The 19,444-nt window shown below is 72.4% G+C and carries 19 protein-coding genes; 14 read left to right on the forward strand and 5 right to left on the reverse strand.

The window, feature by feature from the left end:
• Positions 1–34 precede the first annotated feature (34 nt).
• From OHB41_RS25285 to kynU, 8 genes are all read left to right on the forward strand, one after another.
• Positions 35–958 carry an SRPBCC family protein gene (locus OHB41_RS25285; protein ID WP_266700465.1) on the forward strand — a complete coding sequence of 308 codons (924 nt, stop codon included), beginning with the start codon at positions 35–37 and terminating at the stop codon, positions 956–958.
• Positions 959–1,228: 270 nt separating this feature from the next.
• On the forward strand, positions 1,229–2,017 hold the full coding sequence (locus OHB41_RS25290; RefSeq protein WP_266700466.1) for an aldose epimerase family protein: 789 nt from the start codon (positions 1,229–1,231) through the stop codon (positions 2,015–2,017).
• Positions 2,018–2,027: 10 nt separating this feature from the next.
• Positions 2,028–2,576 carry an orotate phosphoribosyltransferase gene (pyrE, locus tag OHB41_RS25295; RefSeq protein ID WP_266700467.1) on the forward strand — a complete coding sequence of 183 codons (549 nt, stop codon included), beginning with the start codon at positions 2,028–2,030 and terminating at the stop codon, positions 2,574–2,576.
• Positions 2,577–2,736: 160 nt separating this feature from the next.
• The gene (gene fbaA, locus OHB41_RS25300; protein ID WP_266700468.1) at positions 2,737–3,759 is read left to right on the forward strand and encodes a class II fructose-bisphosphate aldolase; all 1,023 of its coding nucleotides are present in this window, start codon (positions 2,737–2,739) and stop codon (positions 3,757–3,759) included.
• A gap of 74 nt (positions 3,760–3,833) precedes the next feature.
• On the forward strand, positions 3,834–5,369 hold the full coding sequence (locus tag OHB41_RS25305; protein WP_266700469.1) for an MFS transporter: 1,536 nt from the start codon (positions 3,834–3,836) through the stop codon (positions 5,367–5,369).
• 96 nt (positions 5,370–5,465) lie between these two features.
• Entirely contained in the window at positions 5,466–5,879 is a 414-nt protein-coding gene (locus OHB41_RS25310) for a DUF3151 domain-containing protein (protein ID WP_266700470.1), read from the forward strand.
• Positions 5,880–6,034: 155 nt separating this feature from the next.
• A complete protein-coding gene (locus tag OHB41_RS25315) occupies positions 6,035–6,883 on the forward strand; it encodes a tryptophan 2,3-dioxygenase family protein (protein ID WP_266700471.1) in 849 nt (282 codons plus the stop codon).
• Entirely contained in the window at positions 6,876–8,063 is a 1,188-nt protein-coding gene (kynU, locus tag OHB41_RS25320; RefSeq protein WP_266700472.1) for a kynureninase, read from the forward strand. The genes OHB41_RS25315 and kynU overlap by 8 nt, the downstream gene beginning before the upstream one ends.
• 82 nt (positions 8,064–8,145) lie before the next feature.
• Here the strand turns inward: kynU and OHB41_RS25325 are convergent, their stop codons facing one another.
• Positions 8,146–8,754 carry a TetR/AcrR family transcriptional regulator gene (locus OHB41_RS25325; protein ID WP_266700473.1) on the reverse strand — a complete coding sequence of 203 codons (609 nt, stop codon included), beginning with the start codon at positions 8,752–8,754 and terminating at the stop codon, positions 8,146–8,148.
• A gap of 183 nt (positions 8,755–8,937) precedes the next feature.
• Between OHB41_RS25325 and OHB41_RS25330 the strand changes: the two genes are divergently transcribed.
• From OHB41_RS25330 to OHB41_RS25345, 4 genes are all read left to right on the forward strand, one after another.
• Positions 8,938–9,846 (forward strand): alpha/beta hydrolase, encoded by a 909-nt coding sequence (locus OHB41_RS25330; RefSeq protein WP_266700474.1) that lies wholly within the window; start codon positions 8,938–8,940, stop codon positions 9,844–9,846.
• A 152-nt stretch (positions 9,847–9,998) separates the two neighbouring features.
• Positions 9,999–11,339 carry a sensor histidine kinase gene (locus tag OHB41_RS25335; protein ID WP_266700475.1) on the forward strand — a complete coding sequence of 447 codons (1,341 nt, stop codon included), beginning with the start codon at positions 9,999–10,001 and terminating at the stop codon, positions 11,337–11,339.
• A complete protein-coding gene (locus tag OHB41_RS25340; RefSeq protein WP_266700476.1) occupies positions 11,336–12,058 on the forward strand; it encodes a response regulator in 723 nt (240 codons plus the stop codon). The genes OHB41_RS25335 and OHB41_RS25340 overlap by 4 nt, the downstream gene beginning before the upstream one ends.
• A gap of 101 nt (positions 12,059–12,159) precedes the next feature.
• Positions 12,160–13,380 carry a cytochrome P450 gene (locus OHB41_RS25345; protein ID WP_266700477.1) on the forward strand — a complete coding sequence of 407 codons (1,221 nt, stop codon included), beginning with the start codon at positions 12,160–12,162 and terminating at the stop codon, positions 13,378–13,380.
• Here the strand turns inward: OHB41_RS25345 and OHB41_RS25350 are convergent.
• The 3 genes from OHB41_RS25350 to OHB41_RS25360 all read right to left on the reverse strand — a co-directional run bounded on the left by OHB41_RS25350 (position 13,364) and on the right by OHB41_RS25360 (position 16,291).
• Positions 13,364–13,597: a hypothetical protein gene (locus OHB41_RS25350; protein ID WP_266706111.1), complete on the reverse strand. Its 234-nt coding sequence runs from the start codon at positions 13,595–13,597 to the stop codon at positions 13,364–13,366. The genes OHB41_RS25345 and OHB41_RS25350 overlap by 17 nt on opposite strands.
• Before the next feature lie 103 nt (positions 13,598–13,700).
• Entirely contained in the window at positions 13,701–15,377 is a 1,677-nt protein-coding gene (locus OHB41_RS25355; RefSeq protein ID WP_266700478.1) for an ABC transporter permease, read from the reverse strand.
• A complete protein-coding gene (locus tag OHB41_RS25360; RefSeq protein WP_266700479.1) occupies positions 15,374–16,291 on the reverse strand; it encodes an ABC transporter ATP-binding protein in 918 nt (305 codons plus the stop codon). The genes OHB41_RS25355 and OHB41_RS25360 overlap by 4 nt, the downstream gene beginning before the upstream one ends.
• Positions 16,292–16,393: 102 nt before the next feature.
• Between OHB41_RS25360 and OHB41_RS25365 the strand changes: the two genes are divergently transcribed.
• Positions 16,394–16,909, forward strand: a complete 516-nt coding sequence (locus OHB41_RS25365) for a GbsR/MarR family transcriptional regulator (protein WP_266700480.1) — start codon at positions 16,394–16,396, stop codon at positions 16,907–16,909.
• A gap of 102 nt (positions 16,910–17,011) precedes the next feature.
• Here OHB41_RS25365 and OHB41_RS25370 read toward each other — a convergent pair whose 3' ends face one another.
• Positions 17,012–17,908: a diacylglycerol kinase family protein gene (locus OHB41_RS25370; protein ID WP_266700481.1), complete on the reverse strand. Its 897-nt coding sequence runs from the start codon at positions 17,906–17,908 to the stop codon at positions 17,012–17,014.
• 191 nt (positions 17,909–18,099) lie between these two features.
• Between OHB41_RS25370 and OHB41_RS25375 the strand changes: the two genes are divergently transcribed.
• On the forward strand, positions 18,100–19,383 hold the full coding sequence (locus OHB41_RS25375; protein ID WP_266700482.1) for an adenylosuccinate synthase: 1,284 nt from the start codon (positions 18,100–18,102) through the stop codon (positions 19,381–19,383).
• The last annotated feature ends 61 nt before the right edge of the window (positions 19,384–19,444 follow it).

A 19,444-nucleotide genomic window follows, 5' to 3' on the forward strand; every position in this document is an offset into this window, starting at 1 on the left:
GCGGTTCGCACCAGCCTGGGTAGGCTCGGCCGACATGGAGCATGAGGTGTTCGTTCCGGTTCCGGCCGAGCGGCTGAGGGAGGCGCTGGCCGATCCCGCGCGGGTGGCCCGGGCGGTACCCGGGCTCCAGCAGGACGCCGGCACGGCGCCCGTCTCCGGACGACTGCGTGTCCGCGTCGGCGGCCACACCATCACCTATCGCGGGGCCGTGCGGGTCGTCGCCCGGGACGACGGTGCGTACGCCGTCGAGGGGGACGGTACGGAGGCCCGTGGCACCGGGACCGTGAAACTCGCCCTCACCCTTCGTCTGGCGCCGGCCGAGGGCGGCACCACCCTCGTCGTCACGGGCACCGCCACGGCGGACGGACGCCTGGCGGAAATCGCTCCGGCCACGGTCGCCACGGCGGCGATCCGTCTGCTGAACCGGTTCGCGCAGAATCTGGCGGCCGGGACGGCGGACGCGTCCGCGGCCGAGGGGGGATCCGGCGCCGTGGGTGAGGCCGGGGGCGCGTCGGGTTCTGAAGGCGAGGCCGAGGGTGCGTCGGGTTCCGAGGGTGAGCCTGGGGGAGCGTCGGGTTCCGAGGCTGAGGGCGAGGGTGGTTCGGAGGGCGGGGGGGAGTCCGAGGGTGTGGGCGATGCGACGGACTCCGTCCCCGACGCCGAGGTCCCGCCGCCGTCCCTCGATCCCCTCGCCGGGGACGGCCAGGAACCGGCTCCGACACCTCCGGGGCCCGTGGACAGGGAGGACTCCATCGCCGAGGCGGCGCACGCGCGGCGGACGATGATCGGGCGCAGTGCGGAGGAGGTCGACCATGCGCCGCCGCGGGGGCGTTACGCGCCTGTGCCGGCGCCGGAGGTCGATGCGGCCCGGGCGACGCTTCGTTGGGCGGCTCCCGCGGCGGCGGTCGTTGTCGCCTCGGCGATCGTCGTCACCCGAGCGTTGCGCAAACGACGCTGACCCCTTGCCGGGGTGGAGACCGTACCCGGGGACTCCGCCCCCCCCAGACCCCCGCTTCGCCCGAAGGGCTCGTCCTCGAACGCCGGACGGGCTGGGTATGCGGGCCTGCGCTGGATGGTTCCGCCCGCGCTGAAGGTTCCGGCCGAGGGCATGTCCTTCAGCCCGTCCGGCGTTTGAGGACGAGGCCGTTCAGGCCGAAAGCTGGGGGCCGGGGGCGGCAGCCCCCGGGTACGGGCCGGTCGGAAGAACCGGACCAGTAGGGTCAACTCCGTGAGTAACGAAGACATCACGCTGACCGCGGGCGACGCGGAAGCGACCGTCACACCGGGCAACGGCGGACGGGTCGGGAGTCTGAAGGTCGGCGGCGTGGAACTGCTGCGCCAGGGTGAGAAGTTCGGGTGCTTCCCGATGACCCCGTGGTGCGGCCGGATCCGCGACGGCCGCTTCCTGGACGGCGCGACCGTCCAGCAGATGCCCCTCAACTCCCCGCCCCACGCCATCCACGGCACCGCCCGCGACGGCGCCTGGAGCACCGCCCGCGCCGACAAGCGGGAGGCCGTCATCACGTACGACCTCGTCGCCCCCTGGCCCCACCCGGGGCGCGTCACCCAGGCGTTCGCCCTGACCGAGGACGCCCTCAGGCTCACCATGTCCGTGGAGACGTACGACTCCTCCTTCCCCGCCCAGATCGGCTGGCACCCGTGGTTCAACCGGACCCTGGCGGGAGAGGGCGTCCAGGTCGGCTTCAGCCCCGCCTGGCAGGAGGAGCGCGGCGCCGACCATCTGCCCACCGGCCGCCGCATCGACCCCCTCCCCAGCCCCTGGGACGACTGCTTCGGCATGCCCGACGGCGTCGACGTCACCCTCACCTGGCCCGGCCGGCTGGAGCTGAAGGTGACCAGCCGCGAGGAGTGGGTCGTGGTGTACGACGAGCAGGACGCGGCGGTGTGCGTGGAGCCCCAGACCGGTCCGCCGAACGGGCTGAACACCCACCCGCGCCTGGTCACCCCCATCGAGCCACTGGAGGCGTCCATGACCTGGAGCTGGCGGCGCCTCTAAGCTGGCGGGCATGAGTGACGTGCGCGGAGCGCTGCTGCAGCAGATCAAGGACAAGGCCGTGGTGCACGGCAAGGTGACCCTCTCCTCGGGTCTGGAAGCCGACTACTACGTGGACCTGCGCCGGGTCACGCTGGACGGCGAGGCCGCGCCGCTGGTCGGACAGGTGCTGCTCGACCTCACGGCCGAGCTGGACTTCGAGGCGGTGGGCGGCCTCACCATGGGCGCCGACCCCGTCGCCGGGGCCATGCTGCACGCCGCCGCGGCCAGGGGCCGGAAGCTGGACGCCTTCGTCGTACGGAAGGCGGCCAAGGCGCACGGTCTGCAGCGCCGCGTGGAGGGCCCGGAGATCAGGGGGCGGCGGGTGCTCGTGGTCGAGGACACCTCGACCACCGGCGGCTCCCCGCTGGCCGCCGTCGAGGCGGTCCGGGAGGCCGGCGCCGAGGTCGTCGGAGTGGCGACGATCGTCGACCGCGCGACCGGCGCCGCCGAGAAGATCGAGGCCGGCGCCGGAGTGCCGTACCTCTTCGCCTTCTCCAAGGACGAGTTGGGCCTGGACTGACGACGGGTCCGGGATCCCGCCGAACCCGGGGTCCCGCATCCCGGACAGGGTGACCGGAGCACCGGGTCAAGTCTGGAAAGATGGGGACGACGATGACGTCGCCCCCTAGGTCAGGGCCGTAAGCAGCAGAACGCCACCCGCACATACAAGGAGCGGACAGATGCCCATCGCAACCCCCGAGGTCTACGCCGAGATGCTCGACCGGGCGAAGGCAGGCAAGTTCGCCTACCCGGCCATCAACGTGACCTCCTCCCAGACCCTGCACGCTGCGCTGCGCGGCTTCGCGGAGGCGGAGAGCGACGGCATCATCCAGATGTCCACCGGTGGCGCGGAGTTCCTCGGCGGCCAGTACAAGAAGGACATGGTGACCGGCGCGGTCGCGCTCGCCGAGTTCGCCTACGTCGTCGCCGCCAAGTACGACATCACGGTCGCGCTGCACACGGACCACTGCCCCAAGGACAAGCTGGACACCTACGTCCGGCCGCTGCTCGACATCTCCGCCGAGCGCGTCGCCCGGGGCGAGAACCCGCTGTTCCAGTCGCACATGTGGGACGGCTCCGCCGAGACCCTCGCCGACAACCTGGCCATCGCTCAGGAACTGCTCGCGAAGGCCGCCGCCGCGAAGATCATCCTCGAGGTCGAGATCACCCCGACCGGTGGCGAGGAGGACGGCGTCTCGCACGAGATCAACGACTCCCTGTACACCACGGTCGACGACGCGATCCGCACCGCCGAGGCCCTCGGCCTGGGCGAGAAGGGCCGCTACCTGCTCGCCGCGTCCTTCGGCAACGTGCACGGCGTCTACAAGCCGGGCAACGTCGTCCTGCGCCCCGAGCTCCTGAAGGAGCTGAGCGACGGTGTCGCCGCCAAGTTCGGCACGGCGTCCCCGTTCGACTTCGTCTTCCACGGCGGCTCCGGCTCCTCGGCCGAGGAGATCGCCACCGCGCTGGAGAACGGCGTCGTGAAGATGAACCTCGACACGGACACCCAGTACGCGTTCACGCGTCCGGTCGCCGACCACATGTTCAGGAACTACGACGGCGTCCTGAAGGTCGACGGCGAGGTCGGCTCCAAGAAGACCTACGACCCGCGGACCTGGGGCAAGCTGGCCGAGGCCGGCATGGCCCAGCGGGTGACCGAGGCCTGTGCCGCGCTGCGTTCCACGGGCACGCGGATCAAGTAACGGGATCAAGCAACCGCACACCGGTCCGGGCTCGGCACCTCCAAGGTGCCGGGCCCTTCCGTATGCTCCGGAGTATGGCTGTGCCCCCGCAGGAAACACCGGCCGTACGGATCTCCTCGCCCGCGGGGCGGTGGATCCTGCTGACCACCGTCCTCGGCTCCAGCATGGCCATGCTGGACTCGACGGTCGTCAACGTCGCGCTGCCGCGGATCGGCCGTGACCTGGACGCGAGTCTGGCCGCCCTGCAGTGGACCGTGAACGCGTACATGCTGACGCTGGCCGGGCTGATCCTGCTGGGCGGATCGCTCGGGGACCGTTTCGGGCGCCGCAAGGTGTTCGTCCTGGGCGTCGTGTGGTTCGCCTCCGCCTCGCTGCTGTGCGGGCTCGCGCCGAACGCGGGCGTGCTGATCGCGGCCCGCGCCCTGCAGGGCATCGGCGGGGCGCTGCTGACCCCCGGCTCCCTCGCGCTCATCCAGGCCTCCTTCCATCCCGACGACCGCTCGAAGGCCGTCGGCCTGTGGTCCGGCTTCGGCGGCATCGGCGGGGCGGTCGGCCCGTTCCTGGGCGGCTGGCTGGTGGACGGCCCCGGCTGGCGCTGGGTCTTCCTGCTGAACATCCCGCTGGCGCTGGTGTGCGTGCCCGTGGCCCTGCGGCACGTCCCGGAGTCCGACGGGAGCACCGCCGTGCCCGGCCGGGACCAGGAGCTCGCGGGCGCCCGGCCGCACCGCAGCTTCGACGTGCTCGGCGCGTCCCTCGGCGCGGTGGCGCTCGCGCTGGTGACGTACGCCCTGATCGAGGCGACGAGCGGCTCCGTGCTCGTCTGGGTGTCGGGGGTGCTGGGCGTGGCCGCGGGCGTGGGCTTCGTGCACGTCGAGCGGAGCCGGCCCGATCCGATGATGCCGCCGGACATCTTCGCGTCGCGGCAGTTCACGGCCGTCAACCTCGTCACCCTGTGCGTGTACGCGGCCTTCGGCGGCTTCTTCTTCCTGACCGCGCTCCAGCTCCAGGTCGTGGCCGGCTACTCGCCCCTGCAGGCGGGGACGGCGCTGTTGCCCACGACCGCCCTGATGCTGCTGTTCTCCGCCCGCTCCGGTGAACTGGCGCAGCGCATCGGGCCGCGCATCCCGCTCACGGTGGGCCCGCTGCTGTGCGCGGTGGCCATGCTGCTGATGCTGCGGGTGGGCAAGGACGCCGTGTACGTCAGCGACGTGCTGCCCGCCCTCCTGGTGATGGGCGCGGGCATGGTGACGCTGGTCGCGCCCCTGACCGCGACCGTCCTCGCCTCCGTGGACACCGGACGGGCGGGTCTGGCCAGCGGTATCAACAACGCGGCGGCCCGGGTCGGCGGTCTCCTCGCCGTGGCGGCGCTGCCGGTGCTGGTGGGCATGGGTCCCGAGGCGTACCGCTCGGCGGACGCCTTCGACTCCGCCTTCCGGCGGGCGATGCCGCTGTGCGCGGGCGTGCTCGTCGTGGGGGCGGCGCTGGCCTTCGCGACCGTCCGCCGGCCCGCGCCCGACTGCCGTCGCCCCCAGTGCCGTACGCACGGCTGTGTGACGACGCCCCCGCTGGAGCCCCAGCGCGCGGCGGCCCCTGGACGGCTTCCGTCCTGAGTGACCGCGGGCCGCTCGGCGGCTCCCGCGGAACCGGCCGCTCCGGAGGGGTGGGCGGGCGTCACCGGGCACCCGCGATGCAGCAGACTGGAACCCATGACGATTCACGAGAACCTCCTCGGGGGACCGCCCCCGACCCACCTGCCCGACGACCCGGAGCCGCGCGAGCTCCTCGCGAACGGCACGCCGTCCGCCGACGTCGCCGCCAAGTACCCGACGTCCTCGCTCGCCTGGGCGCAGCTGGCCGACGAGGCGTACGAGCGGGGCAGCGTCGTCGAGTCGTACGCGTACGCCCGTACCGGTTACCACCGTGGTCTGGACTCCCTGCGGCGCAGCGGCTGGAAGGGCCACGGCCCGGTGCCGTGGGAGCACGAGCCGAACCGTGGCTTCCTGCGCGCCCTGAACGCCCTCGCCCGCGCCGCGCAGGCGATCGGCGAGAAGGAGGAGTACGAGCGCTGCAGCCAGTTCCTGAAGGACTCCTCGCCGACGGCGGCGCAGACGCTCGGTTAGACCGCGCGACCCGTGGGGCCCGTCCGGCGGGTGTGACCGGGCGGGTCTTGCGTTTTCGGGGGACGATTGCGCAGGATTCCCGGTGGGGACCGGGGCCCCCGTGTCGAAAACGGCAGGGGCGGACCGCTACCCGGAGCACGCATCAGGAGACAGCGATGTCGTCCCATCTGGCCCGGCCCGAGGTGGCCCAGGCGCCCGAGACCCCGCATCTCGACTTCCACGGCACCACGCCGTACGAGGACTACGTCCAGGCGGACGTCCTCACCCACTTGCAGCGCACCCTCTCCGATGACCCCGGAGAGATGGTCTTCCTGGTGACCACCCAGGTCATGGAGCTGTGGTTCACGGTCATCGTGCACGAGTGGGAGACGGCCGCGCAGGCGCTGCGCGAGGACCGGCTGCCCGTCGCCGTGGCGGCCCTCAAGCGGTCCCTGCGGGAACTGGAGGCGCTGAACGCGTCCTGGCGGCCTCTCGCGCAGCTCACGCCGGCGCAGTTCAACTCGTACCGCTCCGCCCTCGGCGAGGGCTCCGGATTCCAGTCCGCGATGTACCGCCGGATGGAGTTCCTGCTCGGCGAGAAGTCCGCGTCCATGCTGGTCCCGCACCGGGGCGCGCCGCGGGTGCACGCCGAGCTGGAGAAGGCGCTGCACGAGCCGAGCCTGTACGACGAGGTGCTGCGGCTGCTCGCGCGGCGCGGGCACGCGGTCCCGACTGCCGTGCTGGAGCGGGACGTGTCGCTGCGGTACGAGCCCTCGCCGCAGGTGGAGGCGGTGTGGACCGCGCTCTACTCCGGGGACGCGGAGAACGACCTGGCCCGGCTCGGGGAGGCGCTGACGGACGTCGCGGAGCTGGTGTGGCGATGGCGCAACGACCATCTCGTCGCGACGCGCCGCGCGATGGGCGCGAAGACGGGCACGGGCGGCTCCGCCGGGGTGGCCTGGCTGGAGAAGCGGGCGCAGAAGAACGTGTTCCCCGAACTGTGGACGGCGCGCAGCCATGTCTGAGTCGTACGCCGGGAAGGCGGCGGCGCTGGACGCCGCGGACGAACTCGCGAAGCTGCGCGACCGGTTCGTGCTGGACGACGTGGTGTACCTGGACGGGAACTCGCTCGGCGCGCTGTCGGTGGACGTCCCCGGCCGGGTCGACGACGTCGTCCGCAGGCAGTGGGGTGAGCTGCGGATCCGGTCCTGGGAGGAGAGCGGCTGGTGGACGGCGCCGGAGCGGATCGGCGACCGCGTCGCGCCCCTGGTCGGCGCCGCTCCCGGTCAGATCGTGGTCGGTGACTCGACGAGCGTGAACGTCTTCAAGGCGCTGGTGGGGGCCGTGCGGCTGGCCGGTGCCGGCCGGGACGAGATCGTCGTCGACGCGACGACGTTCCCGTCGGACGGCTACATCGCCGCGTCGGCGGCCCGCCTGACGGGCTGTGAACTGCGCCCGGTGGAGCCGTCCGAGGTGCCGGACGCCGTGGGGCCCCGTACGGCGGCCGTGCTGCTGAACCACGTGGACTACCGCACCGGCCGGCTGCACGATCTGCCGGCCCTGACGTCCGCGATCCACGACGCGGGCGCCGTGGCGGTCTGGGACCTCTGCCACAGCGCGGGGGCCCTGCCCGTGGGGCTGGACGCCCACGGGGTCGACCTGGCGGTCGGCTGTACCTACAAGTACCTGAACGGGGGGCCGGGTTCGCCCGCGTACCTCTATGTCCGGGCCGATCTGCAGGAGCGTTTCGACTCCCCGTTGCCCGGCTGGAACTCGCACACGAACCCGTTCGACATGAGCGCGGAGTTCATACCGGCGGCGGGTGCCCTGAGGGGCCGGGTCGGTACGCCGGACATCCTCTCCATGCTGGCCCTGGAGGCCGCGCTGGAGGTGTGGGACGGGGTGTCGGTCGACGCGGTCCGGGCCAAGTCGCTCGCGCTGGGTGACTTCTTCCTGGAGTGCGTCGAGGCGTACGTTCCCGGGGGCCGCGTGGAGTCGGTGACGCCGTCGGCCCACGCCGAGCGCGGCAGCCAGGTCTCCCTGCGGTGCGCGGACGCGGGAGACGTGATGAAGCGGCTCATCGACCGCGGTGTGGTCGGTGACTTCCGTCAGCCGGACATCCTCCGCTTCGGCTTGACCCCGCTGTACGTGGGTTTCGCGGACGTGGAGCGGGCGGCGCGGGTGCTGGCGGAGACGGTGGGCTGAGAGGGGCCCGGGCCGGAGGCCGGGGGAGCCGGAGGGGGCTCTGTGCACCCCGGCCCCCGGCCCCGGCGGCAGGCGCGCCGGGTCAGTCCCCGGCGACGAACACCCCGGACACCGCGGCCGCGAACGCCGCCTCGGCCGCCCGTGCGGCGGCGGCCTCGTCCGGCACCTCGCCGGTCGTCAGCACCGCGTAGTAGAGGGGCGCGGACACGGCCCGAACCACCAGCGAGGGATCGGTCCCCGCCGGCAACTCGCCGCGCGCCACGCCCTGTTCGACGCACGGCGCCCACTCGCCCACCCGCGCCTCGTAGAACCGTCGCAGCGCCTGCGCCGTACGGGCGTCGGACGTCGCCGCGGCGATCACCGCGCGGAACAGCGGTCCCTGCCGGGCGTCGGCCAGCGTCCGCCGCACCAGCGCGGCGTTGGCGCGCAGATCACCGAGGACGGACCCGGTGTCGGCGCGTGGCAGCGACTGCTCCGCCATGTCGCTCAGCAGATCGGCGACCAGCCCCGTCACCGACCCCCACCGCCGGTACACCGTGGTCTTGCCGACCTCCGCCCGCCGTGCCACGTCGGCGAGGTCGAGATGGGCGAAGCCCTGCTCGGCGAGCACGTCCCCGGCGGCGCGCAGTACGGCCGTGCGGACACGGGCGGTGCGCCCGCCGGGACGCACGGTGCCGGGCTCGGCGGACATGACGGACTCCTTCACGATCGGCTGCCTGTACCCGCCCAGCGTAACGGAACGACAGAACCGTTTAACCCTCACCGAGCGTGACATCCGGGTGTAGGCGCACGTCACGGGCCTGATACCGTCCCCGCCAACGGACGATCTCTCTCCCGGTCCGCCAAATCCGTTTCACCGCTGAGAGGTTGGAGCATGTCGGACGACGCCGCAGCACGGGACGCCGCAGCGCGGGAAGCCGCAGCACGGGACGCCGCCGAGGAGGCGTCGGCCTTCTCCCACCCGCCCGTCGAGCCCGACATCACCGCCGCGTACGGCGACCACCCCGACCAGGTGATCGACTTCTACACCCCGCGCGATCCCGACCCCGCGCTGCCCGTCCCGCTGGTGGTCGTTCTGCACGGCGGCGCCTGGCGCGCCCCGTACGACCGCCGGCACATCACCCCGTTCGCGGACTTCCTGGCCCGTCGCGGCTTCGCGGTGGCCAATGTCGAGTACCGCAGGGGCGCGGTGCTCCCCGCGCAGGGCGGCGGGAGTCCGGTGGCGGGCCGCTGGCCGGACACCTTCGACGACGTCGCGGCGGCACTCGACGCGCTGCCCCCGCTGGTGAGCGCGCATCTGCCGGGGATCGACTCCCATCGCACGGTGATCACCGGCCACTCCGCCGGTGGCCACCTCGCCCTGTGGGCCGCCGCCCGGCACGTCCTGCCCGCCGACGCCCCCTGGCGCACCGACCGCCCCGCACCGCTGCGCGGCGTCGTCGCCCTCGCCCCGATCGCCGACTTCCAGGTCGCCGAGAAACTGGACGTGTGCTCCGGTGCGTCCCGCCAACTTCTGGGCGGTGAGGCGAGGTTCGCGGAACGCCAGCCCTATGCCGACCCCGCCCACCTGCTCCCCACCGGCATCGCCACGACCCTCGTGCAGGGCCGCACCGACCTCGTCGTGCCCCAGGCGGTCGCCGAGTCGTACGCCGAGGCCGCGGCACGGGCCGGCGAGGTGGTCGGTCTGACGCTCCTGGAGGACGTCGGCCACTTCCCGCTGATCGATCCCGCGGCCGACGCGTGCGCGGTGGTCGCCGAGGAGATCGCCCAGCTGGCCTGGTGACGGCGGCGGTCACCGCCGCCGTCCCCCCTCGGGTCGCACCCCCGGCCGGACGGACGTCCCCCCGGGTGTACCCGTAGTACCTGAGACGGATCCGGCAGGACCCTTCTCACAGGTGACGACGGCGACCCGGCGGGCCGCCTACCGTTTCGAACGTGACCGAGACGACCCAGACGCAGATGACGCCGCCGGGCGGGGCCAAGCCACGCAGCCCGGAGTTCCGGCTCACCGCGGACGCCCTGCGCGGACTGCGGCAGGAGCTGTTCCACGATGCCTTCGCCTACCGTCCGCTCCCGCGCATGCGGGTGGACGGCCCGATCACCCGACGTCTCCCCGAGGGCGTCCGGGAGTACGCGGCCTGGACACCGCACGCCGTCACCGCGCTGTGCGGACTGTTCGCCATGTTCCTCGCGAGCACCACGAACAACGGCTCCGGCACCCTGAGCCTGGTGCCCGGCTTCCTCGCACTGCTCCCGGTCCTGCTGACGCTCGTCCGGCCGGTCGGTGCCTTCTGGTTCTCCCTGGCGGCGACACCGTTCGCGGCCGTGTTCAGCGACCGCTGGAGCGACTGGCCCTGGCCGCCGGGCGCCTTCGTCGCCCACCTGGTGGTGCTGACGGTCGTGGCGCTGCGGACGCGGCCGCGCACCGCGGCCTGGATGTGGGTGCTGACGGCGCTGTACGGGATGGCGGCCGAGACCGTCTTCGGCGCCGGGCACTACGCGACCAACTCGGTGCCCCTGCTGTTCCTCTCCGCGCTCTCCCTGCTGGTCGTCACCGTCCTGCACATACGCCGCGCGGCGGAGCGGGAGGTGACCGCCCAGTTGTCCGTGACGGCGCACGAGCGCTCCAAGCGCACCCTGCTCGAGGAGCGCACGACGATCGCCCGCGAACTGCACGATGTGGTGGCCCACCACATGTCGGTGGTCGCCATTCAGGCGGAGGCCGCGCCCTACCGGGTGGAGAATCCGCCGCCCGAGCTCGAGCAGGCCTTCGTCACGATCCGGGAGAACGCGGTGGCGGCGCTCACCGAGCTGCGCCGCGTCCTCGGTGTCGTACGGGCCGAGGACTACGAGGCGCCGGACGCCCCGCAGCCCACCCTCGCCGACCTCGAGGCGCTGCTCGCCAATGTCCGGGACGCGGGCCTGAGCGTGGAGAAGGTGGTCACGGGTGCGGTGCGCGAACTCCCGCAGGGCGTCGAGCTGTCGGCGTACCGCATCGTCCAGGAGGCGCTGAGCAACGCGCTGCGGCACGCGCCCGGTGCCACGGCCCGCGTCGAGATCGGCTACGTCCTCGGCGGCCTCGGCCTGCGGATAGTCAACGGCCCCCCGCCGGCCACGCACCTGGTGAAGTCCACGCACGGCGCGGGTCACGGCATCACCGGCATGCGGGAGCGGGTCACGATGCTGGACGGCGAGATGACGACGGGCGAGACGGCCGACGGTGGTTACGAGGTGACGGTGTTCCTGCCGGTGCCCGGCGCGGAGGAGTCCGGATGACGGGCGGGACGACGGCCGGGACGACCGGCGGGGTGGCCCCCGGGGCGGCGGGTGGCGCCATCCGTGTCCTGATCGCGGACGACCAGGTGATGGTCCGCGAGGGGTTCTCCGTGCTGCTCGGCGCGATGCCGGACATCGAGGTGGTCGGCGAGGCGGTCAACGGACGGGACGCGGTCGAGCGGGTTCGCGAACTCGGCCCGGACGTCGTGCTGATGGACATCCGTATGCCGGAGCTGAACGGCATCGAGGCGACCCGGGAGATCGTCGCCGCGGACAGCACCGCGAAGGTGCTGGTGCTCACCACCTTCGACCTCGACGAGTACGTGTACCAGGCCCTGCGCGCGGGAGCCTCCGGCTTCCTCCTCAAGGACGCCTCCGCGCGGCAGCTCGCCGACGGGGTACGGGTGGTGGCGGCGGGCGAAGCACTGCTCGCGCCCTCGGTCACCAAGCGGCTGATCACCGAGTTCTCCAAGCTCGCCGACGCCCCGCGGCTGTCGGCCACGGCCCAGGCGGCCTACGGCGACCTGACCGAGCGCGAGACGGAGGTGCTGGTCCTGATCGCGCAGGGCCTGTCGAACGCGGAGATCGCCGCGCGGCTGTTCGTCGCGGAGTCCACGATCAAGACCCATGTGAGCCGCATCCTGGTGAAGCTGGGGCTGCGCGACCGCACCCAGGCGGCGGTCTTCGCCTACGAGGCGCGGCTGATCACGCCCAGGTGACCCCGCCGGGTCCCGGTGCGCGGCGGCAGGGTGGGCGGCACGGGGGCCGTCCGCCGGGACGCCCCTGTTCAGAGGGGGGTGCGGCGGGCTAGCGTCCGCTCATGGCAGCTATGGAGACTCCCGGGACCTTCGACCCCTGGGACCCGGCGTTCGTGGCGGACCCGTACCCCGCGTACGCGGAACTGCGTGCGCGCGGCCGGGTCCACTACTACGAGCCGACCGACCAGTGGCTGGTCCCGCACCACGCGGACGTGTCGGCGTTGCTGCGGGACCGGCGGCTGGGCCGGACGTACCAGCACCGCTTCACGCACGAGGACTTCGGACGCACGGCGCCCCCGCCCGAGCACGAGCCGTTCCACGTGCTCAACGACCACGGGATGCTCGACCTGGAACCGCCGGACCACACCAGGATCCGCCGGCTGGTCTCCAAGGCCTTCACCCCGCGCACGGTCGAGCGGCTGGCACCGTATGTGCGGCGGCTGGCGGGTGAGCTGGTCGGCGATCTGGTCGCGGCCGGCGGCGGTGATCTGCTCACCGACGTCGCCGAGCCGCTCCCGGTCGCCGTGATCGCCGAGATGCTGGGCATCCCGGAGACCGACCGGGCGCCGCTGCGGCCGTGGTCGGCGGACATCTGCGGGATGTACGAGCTGAACCCCTCGCGGGAGACGGCGGCCAGGGCGGTGCGCGCGTCGGTCGAGTTCACGGAGTATCTGCGGGAGCTGATCGAGGCCCGCCGCAAGGAGCCGGGCGACGACCTGATCTCGGGGCTCATCGCCGCGCACGACGAGGGCGACCGGCTCACCGAGCAGGAGATGATCTCCACGTGCGTGCTGCTGCTGAACGCGGGGCACGAGGCGACGGTCAACGCCACGGTGAACGGCTGGTGGACGCTGTTCCGCCACCCCGACCGGCTGGCCGCGCTGCGCGCCGACCGCTCGCTGGTCCCGACGGCGGTGGAGGAGCTGATGCGCTACGACACCCCGCTGCAGATGTTCGAGCGGTGGGTGCTGGACGACATCGAGATCGACGGTACGACGATCCCGCGCGGCGCGGAGATCGCCCTGCTCTTCGGCTCCGCCAACCACGACCCGGCGGTCTTCACCCGCCCCGGGGAACTGGACCTCTCCCGCACCGACAACCCGCACATCTCCTTCAGCGCGGGCATCCACTACTGCATCGGCGCGCCGCTGGCCCGGATCGAACTGGCGGCGTCGCTGGGCGCGTTGCTCGAACTGGCCCCGACGCTGCGCCTGGCGGCGGAGCCGGAACGCAAGCCGAACTTCGTGATCCGGGGACTCGAGGGACTCAGCGTGGCCCTCTGATCCGCCGGCCGAGCGCCCACAGCCCTAGGGCCGCGGCCGTTCCGCCGAGGACCAGCAGGGGCAGCTCGGCGTAGAGGACGCTCCAGTCCGGACCCTGCTCGAACCGCCGGAACCGGCCGCGGGACTCGACGGCCCAGAGCGCGAGACCCGTGCCCGCGCCCGCGGCGGCGGTCAGGCAGCCGCCGGCGGCCTCCATGCGTTCTCCCACGACCGGCATGGACGCGGCGGGGCGGCCCGGGGTTCCCGGCACCACCTCACCGCCGTCCGCGCCCGTGTCGTCGGGGACCGTGGGGACCGCGGGTGACCGCGGGTGTCCGTCGTCAGGCGCTCAGGTCCCGTCGACGCAGCGCCGTCAGTCCGGCGCCGGTCAGGCCCACCGCGATGACGGTCAGGACCAGCACCGGTGTCCAGGTCATCTCCCCACCCGGCAGCTTGGGGAGATGACCGTAGGGGGAGAGGTCCATGAGCCCCTGGGGGACGTCCAGGGCGGGCCCGATCCAGCCCAGCAGGAGGACGAGGCCCGCCGCGCCCCAGGCGCCGGGTGCCGACCGGGGGAAGACCCCGTACAGGAGGACGGCCAGCCCGCCCAGCGTCCAGACCGCCGGGATCTGCAGGAGGCAGGCACCGAGGACCGGCCCCGGTTCGTGGCCGTAGCCCAGCCCGAGACCGGCCCCGCCCAGCACCATGATCAGGGCCGCTCCGCCGAAGGCGATGACCAGGTGTCCGCCCGCCCAGCGCAGCCGTCCCACCGCGTTGGCCAGGATCGGTTCGGCCCGCTGGGAGGTCTCCTCGCCGTGCAGCCGCAGCACGGAGGAGACGATGTACAGCGCGGCCACCATCCCGAGCATGCCGGTCATCGTGGCGAGGAACGCGTCGGTGATCCCGGACCGCCCGCCCATCCGCTCGATGATCTCGCGGGTCCTGGCGTTGTCGCCGACCAGGCCGGACGCGCCCTTGGTGATCCCGCCGAACGCGGCCCCGGCGGCGAGGAATCCGAGGCTCCAGCCGAGCACACTGCCGCGCTGCAGCCGCCAGGCCAGTGCCCAGGCCGTCCCGAGCCGTCCCGAGGCCGGACCCGGCCGCGTCGGCAGGAAGCTCATGCCGACATCGCGCCGCCCGGCGAGTGCGTAGGCGAGGGCGCCCTGCAGGACGACGGCAGCGGCGAACAGGAGCAGCACCCACCACCGCTCGTCCGCGAACGGCCGCTCGTCCTCCAGCCAGCCCAGCGGCGACACCCAGGTCAGCGGGGACGAGCCGTCGGTCGCCGCGGAGTCACCGGCCGCCCGCAGGACGAACGCCGCGCCCAGCACACCGCCCGTCAGCCCCTTCGCCAGCCGCGCGCTCTGCGTGAACTGGGCGACGATCGCCGCCGCGGTGGCGAAGACCATGCCGACGCCCCCGACGCCGAGGCCCAGCGCCAGGGCGCCCGCGGCACCCTGGCCGGCCAGTCCGCCCGCGATGAGCACGGCGAGCGCGCCGTTCGCTACCAGGGCGGCCAGCAGCGCCGCCGTCAGCGGGGCACGCCGTCCCACCATCGCCGACGAGAGGAGTTCCTGGCGTCCGCTCTCCTCCTCGTCACGGGTGTGCCGGACGACGACGAGCAGGCTCATGATCCCGGCGAACAGACCGGCGTAGCCGCCCGCACGCCAGGCGGTGAGGCCGCCGAGGGAGTCGCTGAACACCGGCCCGTACGTGGCGCGCAGCGAACTGTTGGTGAGCATCTGCCGTGCCAGGTCGGCGCGTTCGGCCGCCGTGCCGTACACCGACTTCAGCGTGTTCGGCAGGGAGAGGACCATCAGCGCGATCACACCCGTCCAGAGCGGCGTCATCACGCGGTCGCGGCGCAGCGCGAACCTCAGGAGTGTTCCGGTTCCGGCCAGTTGGCGGGTGCCACCGGCCCGCACCGCGAAAGCCGCGGCGGCCGCCGCGCTTTCGGCGTTCCCGGTGTTGTCGGTGTTGTCGGTGTTCTCGACGTCCGTGGTGTTCGTGGCGGTCATCGCGCCATCGCCTCCGCGGGCGCGTCCTCCTGGTAGTGCCGCAGGAACAGCGCCTCCAGGGTCGGCGGGGTGGCGGCCAGGGACCGTACGCCGGAGTCGGTGAGCGAGCGCAGTACGGCGTTGAGCTTGTCCGTGTCGACCTCGAGCCGCACCCGGTTCCCCTGTACGTCGACGTCGTGCACCCCGGGCAGGGACGCCAGGGCGCCCGGCGGGTCCGCGAGTTCGGCGGTGACGCTGGTACGGGTGAGGTGGCGCAGTTCGGCGAGTGTGCCGCTCTCGACGGTGCGGCCCTTGCGGATGATGCTCACCCGGTCGCAGAGTTCCTCCACCTCGCTGAGGATGTGACTCGACAGCAGGATCGTGCGGCCCCGGTCGCGCTCCTCCTCGACGCACCGCTGGAAGACCTCCTCCATCAGGGGATCGAGGCCGGAGGTGGGCTCGTCGAGGATCAGCAGGTCGACGTCCGAGGCGAAGGCGGCGACGAGGGCGACCTTCTGGCGGTTGCCCTTCGAGTAGGTGCGGCCCTTCTTGGTGGGATCGAGCTCGAACCGTCCGATCAGTTCCTCGCGCCGCCCCCGGTCGAGGCCGCCGCGCAGCCGTCCGTACAGGTCGATGACCTCGCCGCCGGACAGGTTCCGCCACAGCGTCACGTCGCCGGGGACGTACGCGATCCGGCGGTGCAGTTCCACCGCGTCCTTCCAGGGGTCCCCGTCCAGCAGCCGCACCGTGCCCGCGTCGGCCCGCAGCAGGCCGAGCAGGACCCGGATGGTGGTGGACTTCCCGGAGCCGTTCGGGCCGAGGAAGCCGTGCACCTCTCCGGCCTCGACGTGCAGGTCGAGGCCGTCCAGCGCATGCGTCCTGCCGAACGACTTGTGCAGTGCGGATACCTCCAGGGCGAGGCGTGCCTTCGTCATGGTTCAGAACGTACGCTTCTTTCAGAAATTTGTGAAGTTAAGGAAACATGTGAACTCCGGATACACTCGACGGTGATGCGTGAGCGGGGAGATGATCGACAGATGGCGCAACCGAGTGCGGCGGAGCGGGATCCGGAGGCGGTCTCGCAGTTCGTCGAGGGCTTCGCGGCGCAGCTCGTCGAGGCCGGGATGCAGCGGATGCCCGCCCGGGTGTTCGCGGCGCTGCTCGCCTCCGACTCCGGTGCCATGACCTCTGCCGAACTCGGCGAGCGGCTCCAGGTCAGTCCGGCCGCCGTCTCCGGGGCGGTGCGCTATCTCGCGCAACAGCACATGGTCTCGCGCGAGCGGGACCCCGGCTCCCGGCGCGAGCGGTACCGCGTGCACAGCGACCAGTGGTACGAGGCGCTGACCAGCCGCGACGCCGTGCTCAAGCGCTGGGGAGCGTCCCTGCGCGCGGGCGTCGACAGCCTCGGTCCCGCGACCCCCGCCGGACGCCGGCTCTCCGAGACCCTCGCCTTCTTCGACTTCATCGACGGCGAGATCGCCCTGATGATGGAACGCTGGCGCGCCCACCGGGAGAAGCTGTTCGGCGACGGAACCGGCGACGGCGACCGCTGACGAAGCGCGGCCGGGCTTCAACGACGCGAGGCCCGGCTTCAACGACGCGAGGGCCCGGTCTCAACGACGCCGGGCGGGGCTTCGGCGACGCCAGGCCGGGCCTCAACCCGGGAGGGTCAGCCCCCACCCGCCCTCGCGCACCGTCCATGTCCGCGTCCGCACCGGCCCCGAGACCACCGAATCCGCCCGGTACCTGAAGTCGGCCCCGGACACGGTGACCCGCTGCCCCACCATCCGCAGCGGCGAAGCCTCAGCCCCCACGGAAACCGGCCGCACCTCCACCTCGGCGCCCCCGGAAGCCCCCGGTGTCACGGACACCGTCTCCACCGGCTGATCCAGATCGACCAGTGTCACCCCGTCCACCTCGACCCGCAGCCGCGAAGGTCCCGGCCCGGCGGGCAGGGACACCACCCGGCCCCAGGCCCTCGTCCGCCCCGACGCCACCCCCGCGGGCCGCGCGGCGAGCGTGCGGACCAAAGACTGGCAGGTACGCAGCCACGGATGCGCCCCGGAACCGCCGGCCCCCACCTCCTCGGCCCCGTCGGGGATCGGCACCGACGCTCCCACCGGCGGTATTCGCAGAGCCCCCAGCACGACTCCGTCGCTGTCGTCGACCAGGAGGTCCAGCCGCCGCTCGACCCCGTCGAGCACCGCCCGCGCCGCGGCCACCGCGCCCGTGGGCACCCCCAGGGCCCGTGCCAGGGAGAGCGATACCCCGACGGGCACCAGCGACAACCCGCACACGGCCAGATCCCGTTGTCGGTGCAAAAGGGACACCGCCCGCAGCAGCGACCGGTCGTCGCCCACGACTACCGGCCTCCGGGCGCCTCTGCGGGACAGCGCCCGGGCAAATTCCTCGGGCCCCTCCGGGAGGCACACCTTCGTGACCGCACCCGCGCTGAGCACGTCTTTTGCGATCCGTACCGACTCACCGTCATGGCGACGGGCGACCGGGTCGATGACCACCAGAAGCTGGTCGGAAGCCGCCACCTCGGTCATGCCTCGCTTCCTCGGGTAGCATCTTTGTGCAAGAGCCCCTTGCGCTATTGCGCCAGGGGCTTCGTCTATTCCGGGGCATCCGGTCCGACGGTCGCGGCCAAAGGAGGTCGCCGGCGTACGCAGCCGTGCAAAGAATCAGCCGCGTACGTCCCCGACCTTGGACATGCCCCGCCCGGAAGGGGTGTACGCCTGTGCCCGCACTTGTGCTGCTCGGTGCTCAGTGGGGTGACGAAGGCAAGGGAAAGGCCACCGACCTGCTCGGTGGATCCGTGGACTATGTGGTGCGCTACCAGGGCGGTAACAACGCCGGCCATACGGTAGTCGTAGGCGATCAGAAGTACGCCCTCCACCTCCTCCCTTCCGGAATCCTCACACCGGAGTGCACTCCGGTGATCGGAAACGGAGTCGTCGTCGACCCGTCGGTCCTGTTCTCCGAGCTGAACGGACTGAACGAGCGCGGCGTCGACACCTCCAAGCTTCTGATCAGCGGAAACGCTCACATCATCACGCCGTACAACGTCACCGTCGACAAGGTGACGGAACGCTTCCTCGGGAAGCGGAAGATCGGTACGACGGGACGGGGCATCGGGCCCACCTACGCGGACAAGATCAACCGCGTCGGCATCCGTGTCCAGGACCTCTACGACGAGTCGATCCTGACGCAGAAGGTCGAGGCGGCCCTCGACGGCAAGAACCAGCTCCTCACCAAGGTCTTCAACCGCCGCGCCATCGAGGCGGGCCAGGTCGTCGAGGAACTGCTGACGTACGCGGAGCGGCTGCGCCCGTACGTGGCCGACACGGTCCTGGTGCTCAACAAGGCGCTCGACGAGAACAAGGTGGTCCTCTTCGAGGGCGGCCAGGGCACCCTGCTGGACATCGACCACGGCACGTACCCCTTCGTCACGTCCAGCAACCCGACCGCCGGCGGCGCCTGCACCGGCGCGGGGGTCGGCCCGACGAAGATCAGCCGGGTCATCGGCATCCTGAAGGCGTACACCACCCGTGTCGGCTCGGGCCCGTTCCCGACCGAGCTCTTCGACGAGGACGGCGACGCGCTGCGCCGCATCGGCGGCGAGCGGGGCGTCACGACCGGCCGTGACCGCCGCTGCGGCTGGTTCGACGCGGTCATCGCCCGCTACGCGACCCGGGTCAACGGCCTGACGGACTTCTTCCTCACCAAGCTGGACGTCCTGACCGGCTGGGACGAGATCCCGGTCTGCGTGGCGTACGAGATCGACGGCAAGCGCGTCGAGGAACTTCCGTACTCCCAGACCGACTTCCACCACGCGAAGCCGATCTACGAGACCCTGCCGGGCTGGTCCGAGGACATCACCAAGGCGAAGTCCTTCTCCGACCTGCCGAAGAACGCCCAGGCGTACGTCAGGGCGCTCGAGGACATGTCCGGCGCGCCGATCTCCGCGATCGGGGTCGGCCCCGGCCGAGACGAGACGATCGAGATCAACTCGTTCATCTAGTACGGCTGCCGAGCGCGCCCCCGTGAGGCTTCGGCCGACCGGGGGCGCGCTGTTGTCCGGG

The organism is Streptomyces sp. NBC_01571 (genome assembly GCF_026339875.1).
GTDB lineage: Bacteria > Actinomycetota > Actinomycetes > Streptomycetales > Streptomycetaceae > Streptomyces.